Consider the following 10,611-nt stretch of genomic DNA (forward strand, 5'->3'; position numbering starts at 1 on the left):
CAGGGCCAGCGCGGCCAGCGTGGCGGAGAGATACCAGGTCTCACGATCCAATCATCGCCGCCTCCCGGCGCGGCGCCGCCAAATTAGAGCAACATCCGGTCAAATGGAATCATTGATCGGATAAAATCGCTCGCGCAGACAAATCGTTAGCGCGGCGCGGAGCCGGGTAGCCGCGCGGGCTTCATCCCGGCCGGGCCTGGAAATCCGCGGGCCGGTAGCGGCTGCCCAGGCTGTAGCGCCCGCCGGGATGGATGAAGACGGAGCGGGTGACGAGACCTTCCTTCCCCCAGGTCCGGCGCAGCAGATACAGGCAGGGCTCGGGCGGGGCCAGCCGCAACAGCCCGGCCACGCGCGGGCTGGCGGGGGCGGCGTGGATCACGTGCTCCACCTCCTCCGGCGGCGCGATGGTTTGCAGATAGCGGTTGGGGGTGAAGGCCTGGAAATCCTGGGCGAGATAGGCGGGGGCGAAGGCCGGGGAGACGAAGCGCTCCTCCAGCTGCACCGGAACCTCGTTCTCGAAATGCAATATCTCGGAATGGAACAGCGCCGCGGCGGGGGACACGCCGAATTCCGCCGCCCTCTCCCGCCCGGCCCGCCGGGGCGCGAGCGCCAGGATCTCGGCGCGGTGGGCATGGCCGCGCCGGGCGATATCCTCGGCGATGTCGTGGATCTCCAGCAAGGCCGAGCGCGGCGCGGGGGGCTTAACGAAGCTGCCCGCCCCGCGCACCCGCACCAGCACCCCCTCCGCCGAAAGCTCGCGCATGGCGCGATGCACGGTCATGCGCGAGGCGCCGAGCCGCTCCATCAGCTCGAACTCGGAGGGAAGGCGGTCACCCGCCTTCCAGCTGCCCGCGGCGATGCCCTGGCGCAGATAGGATTTGACCCGCTCATAGAGCTTGGGTTCCGGGGCGGTCATAGGCGCTTGCGCAGCACCTGGGCGAAGCCGGCGCGCGCCGCCTCCGCCCGCTTGTGCCGCCCCTCCGCCACCACGAGCGCGCCTTGCGCCCAGACCTCCCGCACGGCGGGCGCGCGGGCGGTGAAGACATATTCCGCCAGCGCCGTCTCCGGCGTCTCCCCCGCGATGGTGACAAAGCTGGCGGGCGCGCCCGCCGCCAGCCCGGGGGCGAGGCCCAGCGCCCGCGCGCCCCCCGCCACCGCGCCCAGATACAAGGCGGCGGCGGTGTCGGGCCAGGCCGCGCTGGCCATCACGTTGCGCTGGCGGCGGGCGAGGCGCTGGGCATATTCCAGCATCTGCAATTCCCGCCCGGCATCGATCAGCACGTTGGAATCCGAGCCGATGCCGTATTCTCCCGGGAAATGCCGGGCGGGAAAAATGCCGTCGCCGAGATTGGCCTCGGTGATCGGGCAAAGCCCGGCCACCGCGCCCGCCGCCGCCATGCCGCCCGCCTCCGCCGGGGTGACATGGGTGGCGTGAACGAGACACCAATTCTTGCCCACCTGCGCCCCGCCAAGCAGATATTCCACCGGCCGCGCCCCGCAAAAGGCGAGGCAGGCCTCCACCTCGGCGGTCTGCTCGGCGATATGAATGTGAAACGGCGCGCCGCCATTCAGCGCGGCGAGGGCGCTGATCTCGGCCAGGGTCGCGGCCCGCAGGGAATGCGGCGCGCAGCCGGTGGGGGCCAGGGCGCGGCAGCGCGCGTGCAGCCGGGCATAGTCGTCGAGCGTGGTGACGAAGCGCCGCTGCCCGGCGGCGGGCGGCGCGCCGCCGAACCCGGCATGGGCGTAGAACACCGGCAGCAACAGCAGCTCAATGCCAGCCGTGTCCGCCGCCGCCTTCAGCCGCGCCGCCATCTCGCCGATATCGGCATAGAGCGCGCCATCCGGCGCGTGATGGAGATAATGGAATTCCGCCACGGCGGTGAAGCCGCCTTCCAGCATCTCGGTGAAGGCGAGGGTGGCGATGGCCTGCACGTCATCGGGGTCCAGGGTGAGGGCCAGCCGGTACATCAGCTCACGCCAGGTCCAGAAACTATCCTCGCCGGGGCCGCGCCGCTCCGCCCGCCCGGCCATGGCGCGCTGGAAGGCGTGGCTGTGGAGGTTGGGCATGCCCGGCAGGGCGATGCCGGCGCCGCCCGCCACCCCGGTCTCCACCTGGGTGATCCGCCCCTCGGCGAAGCTGATGGCCACCCCCGCCGCCCAGCCCTGGGGCAGCAAGGCATGGCGGAACACGATGCGCTCGGACACTGGACAAGCCCTCCTCAGATGGTCTAATTGTATATACAATTAGCCTCCAGCGCCAGGGCGGCCCATATGCGTGCAGAGCGGATTTTCACCCATGCCAGGCTGGCGACGATGGACCCGGCGCAACCCGGCCTCGGCGTGGTGGAGCCCGGCATGGTGGCCGAGGCGGGCGGGCGCATCCTCTATGCCGGGCCAGCCCGCGCGATGAAGGCGGAGCGTGTGGTGGATTGCGGCGGGCGCTGGATCACCCCCGGCCTCATCGATTGCCATACCCATCTCGTCTATGCGGGGACGCGCGCCGGGGAGTTCGAGGCCCGGCTGAACGGCGCCAGCTATGAGGAGATCGCCCGCTCCGGCGGCGGCATCCTCGCCACCGTGCGGGCGACCCGCGCCGCCAGCCCCGCCGCCCTGCGCGAGATGGCGGCCCGGCATCTGGCGCCGCTGCTGGCCGAGGGCGTCACCACCGTCGAGATCAAATCCGGCTACGGCCTCGCCCCGGCGGCCGAGTATAAATGCCTGGAGACGGCGAAATCCCTGGGCGGCCAGGCCGATATCGTTCCCACCTTCCTCGGCGCCCATGCCCTGCCGCCGGAGATGGGGCGGGAGGAATACCTCGCCCTGCTCTGCGAGGAGATGATCCCGTATGTGGCGGCGCATGGCCTGGCCGGGGCGGTGGACGGGTTTTGCGAGGGCATCGCCTTCTCCCCGGCGGAGATCGAGCGCGTCTTCACCGTTGCCCGCCGCCACGGCCTGCGGGTAAAGCTGCACGCGGACCAGCTTTCCAACCTGCACGGCGCCGCCCTGGCCGCGCGGTTCGCCGCGCTCTCCGCTGACCATCTCGAATATACCGACGAGGCGGGCGTGGCCGCCATGGCCCGCTCCGGCACCGTGGCGGTGCTGCTGCCCGGCGCGTTCTACACCCTGCGGGAGAGGCAGGCCCCGCCTGTCGCCGCCTTGCGCGCCCATGGGGTGCGGATGGCGGTCTCCACCGATCTCAATCCCGGCACCTCGCCCCTCTTCTCCCTGCTCCTGGCGATGAACATGGCCGCCACCCAATTCCGCCTGACGGTGGAGGAATGCCTGCTCGGCGTCACCCGCCACGCCGCCGCCGCGCTCGGGCGGGAGGATATCGGCGTGCTGATCCCGGGGGCGAAATGCCATCTCGCCATCTGGGATATCGAGCGCCCGGCGGATCTCGTCTATCCGCTCGGCCTCAACCCCCTGCATCAACGCATCTGGAGTCCCGCATGAAACTCACCCCCGGGGCGGTGCCCCTTGCCCAATGGCGCGCGATCCTGGCCGGGGCGGCGGTCACGCTGGACGAGGCGGCGCTGGGCCCGGTGCGGGCGGGGGCGGCGGCGGTGGCGGAGATCCTCGACCGGGGCGCGCCGGTCTATGGCATCAATACCGGCTTCGGCAAGCTGGCCTCGGCGCGGATCGCGGCGGCGGATCTCGCCACGCTGCAACGCAACCTCGTCCTCTCCCACGCCGCCGGGGTGGGCGAGCCGCTGCCCATCCCCATCGCCCGGCTGATGCTGGCCCTCAAGCTGGGCTCGCTGGGGCAGGGCGCCTCTGGCGTGCGGGAGGAGACGCTGCGCCTGCTGGCGGCGATGCTCGCCCATGACCTCATCCCGGTGGTGCCGGTGCAGGGTTCGGTCGGCGCCTCGGGAGATCTCGCCCCCCTCGCCCATATGACCGCCGCGATGATGGGGGTGGGCGAAATCTTCCTGGCTGGCGCGCGGCTGGAGGCCGCCACCGCCCTCTGCCGGGCGGGGCTGGCGCCGCTCGCCCTGGGGCCGAAGGAAGGCCTGGCCCTGCTCAACGGCACCCAATTCTCCACCGCCTGCGCCCTGGCCGGGCTGTTCGAGGCGGAGCGCAATTTCCAGGCCGCCCTGGTCACCGGCGCGCTCGCCACCGACGCCGCCCGCGGCTCGGACGCGCCCTTCGACCCGCGCATCCACGCGGCGCGCGGCCATGCCGGGCAGATCGAGGTGGCGGCGGCGCTGCGCGGGCTGATGGCGGGCTCCGCCATCCGCGCCTCCCACCTGCAGGGCGATGAACGGGTGCAGGACCCTTATTGCCTGCGCTGCCAGCCGCAGGTGATGGGCGCGGTGCTCGGCCTGCTCCGCCAGGCGGCGGCGACGCTCGGCGTCGAGGCCAATGGCGTCACCGACAATCCGCTGATCTTCACCGGCCCGGCCGAGGCGCTCTCCGGCGGCAATTTCCATGCCGAGCCGGTGGCCTTCGCCGCGGATATGATCGCCATGGCCATCTGCGAGACCGGCGCGCTGGCCGAGCGGCGCATCTCCCTGCTGGTGGACCCGGCGCTCTCCGGCCTGCCCGCCTTTCTCACCCCCCGCCCCGGCCTCAATTCCGGCTTCATGATCCCGCAGGTCACGGCGGCGGCCCTGGTCTCGGAAAACAAGGGCCGCGCCTTCCCGGCCTCGGTGGATTCCATCCCCACCTCCGCCAACCAGGAGGATCACGTCTCCATGGCGGCGCATGGGGCGTGGCGGCTGGGGGCGATGAACGAAAATCTGCGCGCCGTCATCGCCATCGAGTGGCTGGCGGCGGCGCAGGGCTGCGAGTTTCACCCCCTCCCCTCCTCACCGCCCTTGCAGGAGGCGCGGGCCATCCTGCGCGCCCGCGTGCCGCGGCTGGAGGAGGACCGCTATTTCGCCCCGGATATCGCCGCGGCCATCGCCTTGCTCAAGGCGGGGGCGCTGCCCCTCGCCGGCCTGCCGGGGGTGGCATGAGCCTGTTCTCCCTCCGCCAGGGCCAGGCGCCGCTCCTCCTCTCCATCCCCCATGCGGGCACGGAGATTCCGGAGGAGCTCGCCGGGCGCTTCGTCTCCCCCTGGCTGGCGCGCAAGGATACCGATTGGCACCTGCCCCGTCTCTACGCCTTCGCCGAGGCGCTGGACGCCACCATCATCGCCGCGCGCTTCTCCCGCTCGGTCATCGACCTCAACCGCGACCCCTCCGGCGCCTCGCTCTACCCCGGCCAGGCGACCACCGGCCTCTGCCCGGTGGAGAGCTTCGACGGCGAGCCGCTCTATCGCGGCCCCGCCCCGGACGCGGCGGAGATCGCCCGCCGCCGCGCCCTCTGGTTCACGCCCTATCACGCCGCCCTGCGCGGCGAGATCGCCCGCCTGCGCGCCCGCCACGCCCGCATCGTGCTCTATGACTGCCATTCCATCCGCAGCCGCATCCCCCGCCTCTTTGCCGGCGAGCTGCCGCAATTCAACATCGGCACCAATGACGGCAAGAGCTGCGCCCCGGCGCTGGCGGCCGGGGTGCGCGATATCTGCGCGGCGAGCGGGTTTTCCTTCGTCGTCAACGGCCGCTTCAAGGGCGGCTGGATCACCCGCCATTACGGCGACCCCGCGCGCGGCGTCCACGCCATCCAGATGGAACTCGCCTGCCGCGGCTATATGGACGAACCCGCCGGGGTGACGGCGGATAACTGGCCCACCCCGCTCAAGCAGCCCGCCCCCATCCAACCCGTGCTCGAACAGATTCTGAAAGGCCTTTGCGCATGACCCGTCTCGACAATGCGCGCGTGATCCGCGCTGATCGCGGCCCCCGCCTCTCCGCCAAAACCTGGCAGACGGAAGCGCCCTTGCGGATGCTGATGAACAATCTCGACCCGATGGTGGCGGAACGCCCGGAGGAGTTGGTGGTCTATGGCGGCATCGGCCGCGCCGCCCGCGACTGGGAGAGCTTCGACCGCATCGTCGCGGCGCTGAAGCGGCTGGAGGCGGACCAGACCCTGCTCGTCCAATCCGGCAAGCCGGTGGGGATTTTCCCCACCCATGCCGACGCGCCGCGCGTGCTCATCGCCAATTCCAACCTCGTGCCCCATTGGGCGAATTGGGAGCATTTCAACGAGCTCGACCGCAAGGGGCTGATGATGTACGGCCAGATGACGGCGGGGTCCTGGATCTATATCGGCTCGCAGGGCATCGTCCAGGGCACGTATGAAACCTTCGTCGAGGCCGGGCGGCGGCATTATGGCGGCAGCCTCGCCGGGCGCTGGGTGCTCACCGCCGGGCTGGGCGGCATGGGCGGGGCGCAGCCGCTGGCGGCGACCATGGCGGGGGCCTCCTGCCTCGCCATCGAATGCCAGCAAAGCCGCATCGAGATGCGGCTCAAAACCCGCTACGTGGACATGCAGGCCCGGGATCTCGACGAGGCGCTCGCCGCCATCGAGCGTTCCTGCCGGGAGGCCAAACCCCTTTCCGTGGCGCTGCTCGGCAATGCCGCCGAGATTCTGCCCGAGCTGCTGCGGCGCGGGGCGAAGCCCGACCTGCTCACCGACCAGACCTCCGCCCACGACCCGGTCAACGGCTATCTGCCCATCGGCTGGAGCGTGGCGGAATGGGAGGCCAAGCGCGAGACCGAGCCGAAGGTGGTGGCGGCGGCGGCCAACGCCTCCATGGCCCGCCATGTCGAGGCGATGCTGGAATTCGCCCGCCGGGGCGTGCCGGTCTTCGATTACGGCAACAACATCCGCCAGCGCGCCCGGGAGGCGGGGGTGGAGCGCGCCTTCGACTTCCCCGGCTTCGTGCCGGCCTATATCCGCCCGCTCTTCTGCCGGGGGGTCGGCCCGTTCCGCTGGGCGGCCCTCTCCGGGGACCCGGAGGATATCTACAAGACCGACGCCAAGGTGAAGGAGCTGATGCCGGGCCACGCCCATCTGCATCACTGGCTGGACATGGCGCGCACGCGCATCTCCTTCCAGGGCCTGCCCGCGCGCATCTGCTGGGTGGGGCTGGGGGACCGCCACCGGCTCGGCCTCGCCTTCAACGAGATGGTGGCCAGGGGCGAATTATCCGCCCCCATCGTCATCGGCCGCGACCATCTCGATTCCGGCTCCGTCGCCTCCCCCAACCGGGAGACGGAGGCGATGCTGGACGGCTCGGACGCGGTCTCGGACTGGCCGCTGCTCAACGCCCTGCTCAACTGCGCCTCGGGCGCCACCTGGGTCTCGCTGCATCACGGCGGCGGGGTGGGCATGGGGTTCTCCCAGCATGCGGGCATGGTGATCTGCGCCGACGGCACGCCCGGGGCGGCCCGGCGGCTGGAGCGGGTGTTGTGGAACGACCCCGCCACCGGCGTCATGCGCCATGCCGATGCGGGCTACGGCCCCGCCCGCGATTGCGCGCGGGAATTCGGGCTGGATCTGCCCTCGCTTTAAATTCCTTTTTAATTCAAACGATAAAATGAAAAATTTGATGAAAATAATTTCTATAAGAAAAAATAAAATTTTTCTGGACAAATTGAATTTTTTTTCTTAAATTTGTTTTGTCACATTTTACGGAGTTTTTTATGCCTAACGATTCCGCTGCCGTTCGGTCTCTTTTAAAAGATCTTACTCTTGAGGGAGTTATCGTTATCGACAAAAGGAAGCTGCTTTGGCTTCTTGGATGGAGCCAAGATAGGCCAGGCGCTTGGGCTGAGATGCTTGATCTATGGAAAGAATTAGGTCAGGAGCCTCAAAATCTTAAAGGATCCGAAATCTACGACAAAATTGTATTATTCAATTCTTCCGAACGAAAGACAATCGATTTGGTCTCAGAGTGGGCTGGATTAAATCAATAGCTTAAAAAGCTCATCTCACATCTAGCATACGTAAAGGAGAGGACTGGTACGCGGTACACGTCCCAGTCCTTGCTTTATTTTCAAATAGATTTTTGTGGCCCTTTAGGGATACAGCCCGCGCTCGTTGCGGGCTTCGAGAATCCGCGCGCAGGCAACGATGAAGGCGCCGGTGCGCAGGCTCACCTTGTGCCGCTCCGCGGTGGACCAGATATGGGCGAGCGCGCCCGAGAGGATGCGGTCGAGCCGCATGTTGATCTCCTCCTCCGTCCAGAAGAAGGATGAGAAATCCTGCACCCATTCGAAATAGGAGACGATGACGCCCCCGGCGTTGCAGATCACGTCGGGCAGCACGGTGATGTTGCGCGCCGCCAGAACGTCATCCGCGCCCGGCACGGTGGGGCCGTTCGCCGCCTCCAGCACCAGCCGGGCGCGCAGGCGCTCGGCCCGCGCCTCGGTCAGCTGGCCCTCGAGCGCGGCGGGGATCACCACATCCACATCCAGCGTCCAGAACTCCTCGGTCTCCAGCGCCTCGCCGCCTTCGAAGCCGGCCACGCTGCCATGCTCGGCGACATGGGCCGCCAACGCCCGCGCATCCAGCCCCCCGGCCCGGAAGACGCCGCCGCCATGGTCCTGCACCGCGACGATCCGCGCCCCCGCCATCGCGAAGAGCTCCGCCGCGTTGGCGCCGACATTGCCGAAGCCCTGGATGGCGATGCGCGCGCCCTCCAGCGGCAGTTTGAGCCGCCGCATCGCCTCCCGCCCGGTGATGAACACGCCCCGCCCCGTCGCCTTCACCCGCCCCAGCGAGCCGCCGAGGCTGATCGGCTTGCCGGTGACCACCCCGGTGGTGGTGGCGCCGACATTGGCGGAATAGGTGTCCATCATCCACGCCATGATCTGCGCGTTGGTGTTGACGTCGGGGGCGGGAATGTCCTGCTGCGGGCCGATGATGATGCCGATCTCGCTGGTATAGCGGCGGGTGACGCGCTCCAGCTCCTTGATGGAGAGCAAGGCCGGGTCCACGCGGATGCCGCCCTTCGCCCCGCCATAAGGCAGGTTCACCGCCGCGTTCTTGATCGTCATCCAGGCGGCCAGCGCCATCACCTCCTCCAGCGACACGTCGGGATGGTAGCGCACCCCCCCCTTGCCCGGCCCGCGCGAGAGGCTGTGCTGCACCCGGTATCCCTCGAAATGGGCGATCTCGCCGCTATCCAGCTGGATGGGCACATCCACGGTCAGCACCCGCTTGGGCCGCCGCAGCGTGCCGGCCCAGCGGGCGAGGTCGCCCATATAGGGCATCACCCGGTCCACCTGGGCGAGATAGGTCGCCCAGGGACTCGCGGGCGAGGAAGACACGTAAGAGAGCGCGGGCGAGGTGAGCAGGGAGAGGCGGGATTCGGCCATGGAAACTCCTATTGGCGGCAAGGGCGGGAGACTATACCGGAAATCGGGCGCCTCCTAGAGCCAGCTCCGCCTTGCGGAAACGCCATCCTCTCCCCAGAAAGGGGCATGACCCCGCCTGTTTCCCGCCGCCCCTGATGCGGATTTTCGCCGCGCGCCTGTTCGATGGCGAGCGCTTCACCGGTCCCGCCACCGTTGAGACCGGGGAGGGCCGCATCCTCGCCGTGCATCCCGGCGAGGCGCAGCCGGATATCCGCCTGCCCCATGGCGTGCTGGGGCCGGGGCTGATCGATCTGCATAATAACGGCGCCTTCGGGGTGGATTGCGCCAGCGCGGGGCCGCAGGGCTGGGACCGCTTCGTGGAGGGTCTCGCGCGGGCGGGCGTCACCGCCGTGCTGCCCACCATCATCACCGCGCCGCTGGCGGAGATTCACGCGGCGGCGGCGCGGCTGGCGGCGGCGATGCGCCGCCATCCCGGCCTGCTCGGCCTGCATCTGGAGGGCCCGTTCCTCGCCCCGGCCAAACGCGGCGCGCACCGGGCGGAATGGCTGCGCCCGCCCGATGCGGCGGCGCTGGAGGAGCTGCTCCGCGGCCCGGCCGGGGCGGTGCTGCGGCTGGTGACGCTGGCGCCGGAGCTGGCGGGCGGGCTGGCGGCCATCACCCGGCTGCGCCAGGCGGGCATCGCCGTCTCCCTCGGCCATACCGGGGCGGATGCGGCGCAGATGCGCGCCGCCGCCGCCGCCGGGGCGGGGCTGGTGACGCATGTCTTCAACGCCCAGACGCCCCTGGCCCACCGCGCCCCCGGCGCGCCCGGCGTGGCCCTCACCGACCCGCGACTCTTCCCCTGCCTGATCGCCGATGGCGTGCATGTCGACCCCGCCATTCTGCAAATCGCCTTCGCCGCCTGCCCGCGCGCCATCGCCGTCACGGATTCCATCGCGCTGGCGGGGCTGGCGCCCGGCGCGGCGCTGGAATTCGGCGGCGCGCCGGCGGCGCTGGGCGCGGATGGGGTGGGCCGCCGCGCGGATGGCACCATCGCCGGCGCGGCGATCACGCTGGATGAGGGCGTGCGGCGGCTGATCGCCTATGGCATCCCGCCCGAGACGGCGTTGGCCGCCGCCACCTCCCGCCCCGCCGCCGCGCTGGGGCTGGATGCCGGGCGCATCGCGCCCGGGGCGCGGGCCGATCTCGTCTGGTGGTCCGCGGATTTCCACGCCTTGCGGGTCTGGCGGGCGGCACGGAGCGTGGCGGCGCGGCCGCCGCCCGGCACCGAGGCGGCGCGCCCCGCCTTGATGGATCTCGACCGGCGGAGCACGGAGGAGATCGTCGGGCTGTTTCTCGGCCAGGAGGCGGCGGCCCAGCGCGCCCTGGCGGACGCCGCCCCCGCCCTGGCCCGGCTGGTGGA

The 10,611-nt window shown here is 70.0% G+C and carries 9 protein-coding genes; 6 read left to right on the forward strand and 3 right to left on the reverse strand.

The window, feature by feature from the left end:
* Positions 1-181: 181 nt before the first annotated feature.
* The gene (gene hutC, locus M7H45_RS03940; protein ID WP_298214917.1) at positions 182-916 is read right to left on the reverse strand and encodes a histidine utilization repressor; all 735 of its coding nucleotides are present in this window, start codon (positions 914-916) and stop codon (positions 182-184) included.
* The gene (locus M7H45_RS03945; RefSeq protein ID WP_298214919.1) at positions 913-2,205 is read right to left on the reverse strand and encodes a formimidoylglutamate deiminase; all 1,293 of its coding nucleotides are present in this window, start codon (positions 2,203-2,205) and stop codon (positions 913-915) included. The genes hutC and M7H45_RS03945 overlap by 4 nt, the downstream gene beginning before the upstream one ends.
* 66 nt (positions 2,206-2,271) lie before the next feature.
* Between M7H45_RS03945 and hutI the strand changes: the two genes are divergently transcribed.
* The 5 genes from hutI to M7H45_RS03970 all read left to right on the forward strand — a co-directional run bounded on the left by hutI (position 2,272) and on the right by M7H45_RS03970 (position 7,805).
* The gene (gene hutI, locus M7H45_RS03950; protein WP_408832431.1) at positions 2,272-3,453 is read left to right on the forward strand and encodes an imidazolonepropionase; all 1,182 of its coding nucleotides are present in this window, start codon (positions 2,272-2,274) and stop codon (positions 3,451-3,453) included.
* Positions 3,450-4,958, forward strand: a complete 1,509-nt coding sequence (gene hutH / locus M7H45_RS03955) for a histidine ammonia-lyase (RefSeq protein WP_298214921.1) — start codon at positions 3,450-3,452, stop codon at positions 4,956-4,958. The genes hutI and hutH overlap by 4 nt, the downstream gene beginning before the upstream one ends.
* Complete coding sequence (hutG, locus tag M7H45_RS03960) at positions 4,955-5,743, forward strand: N-formylglutamate deformylase (RefSeq protein ID WP_298214923.1); 789 nt, start codon at positions 4,955-4,957, stop codon at positions 5,741-5,743. The genes hutH and hutG overlap by 4 nt, the downstream gene beginning before the upstream one ends.
* Positions 5,740-7,401, forward strand: coding sequence for a urocanate hydratase (hutU, locus tag M7H45_RS03965; protein ID WP_298214925.1), 1,662 nt, complete (start codon positions 5,740-5,742; stop codon positions 7,399-7,401). Before hutG ends, hutU begins: the two co-directional genes overlap by 4 nt.
* Before the next feature lie 131 nt (positions 7,402-7,532).
* Positions 7,533-7,805: a hypothetical protein gene (locus M7H45_RS03970; RefSeq protein ID WP_298214927.1), complete on the forward strand. Its 273-nt coding sequence runs from the start codon at positions 7,533-7,535 to the stop codon at positions 7,803-7,805.
* Between the two features lie 102 nt (positions 7,806-7,907).
* On the opposite strand, the gene M7H45_RS03975 is transcribed toward M7H45_RS03970, so the two are convergent.
* Complete coding sequence (locus tag M7H45_RS03975) at positions 7,908-9,209, reverse strand: Glu/Leu/Phe/Val dehydrogenase (RefSeq protein WP_298214929.1); 1,302 nt, start codon at positions 9,207-9,209, stop codon at positions 7,908-7,910.
* A 134-nt stretch (positions 9,210-9,343) separates the two neighbouring features.
* On the opposite strand from M7H45_RS03975, the gene nagA reads away from it, so the two are divergent.
* Positions 9,344-10,611, forward strand: a 1,268-nt coding sequence (gene nagA, locus M7H45_RS03980; protein WP_298214931.1) for an N-acetylglucosamine-6-phosphate deacetylase, incomplete at its 3' end; no start/stop codon positions are given.

It is taken from the genome of Acidocella sp., assembly GCF_027352905.1.
In the GTDB taxonomy this organism is placed as follows: domain Bacteria; phylum Pseudomonadota; class Alphaproteobacteria; order Acetobacterales; family Acetobacteraceae; genus Acidocella.

What these genes read in the sequence shown, in the direction of transcription:
- hutG (WP_298214923.1), top strand. Translation starts at nt 4,955, where the DNA reads ATGAGCCTGTTCTCCCTCCGCCAGGGCCAGGCGCCGCTCCTCCTCTCC.
- hutC (WP_298214917.1), bottom strand. Translation starts at nt 916, where the DNA reads ATGACCGCCCCGGAACCCAAGCTCTATGAGCGGGTCAAATCCTATCTG.
- M7H45_RS03970 (WP_298214927.1), top strand. Translation starts at nt 7,533, where the DNA reads ATGCCTAACGATTCCGCTGCCGTTCGGTCTCTTTTAAAAGATCTTACT.
- hutI (WP_408832431.1), top strand. Translation starts at nt 2,272, where the DNA reads ATGCGTGCAGAGCGGATTTTCACCCATGCCAGGCTGGCGACGATGGAC.
- M7H45_RS03975 (WP_298214929.1), bottom strand. Translation starts at nt 9,209, where the DNA reads ATGGCCGAATCCCGCCTCTCCCTGCTCACCTCGCCCGCGCTCTCTTAC.
- hutU (WP_298214925.1), top strand. Translation starts at nt 5,740, where the DNA reads ATGACCCGTCTCGACAATGCGCGCGTGATCCGCGCTGATCGCGGCCCC.
- hutH (WP_298214921.1), top strand. Translation starts at nt 3,450, where the DNA reads ATGAAACTCACCCCCGGGGCGGTGCCCCTTGCCCAATGGCGCGCGATC.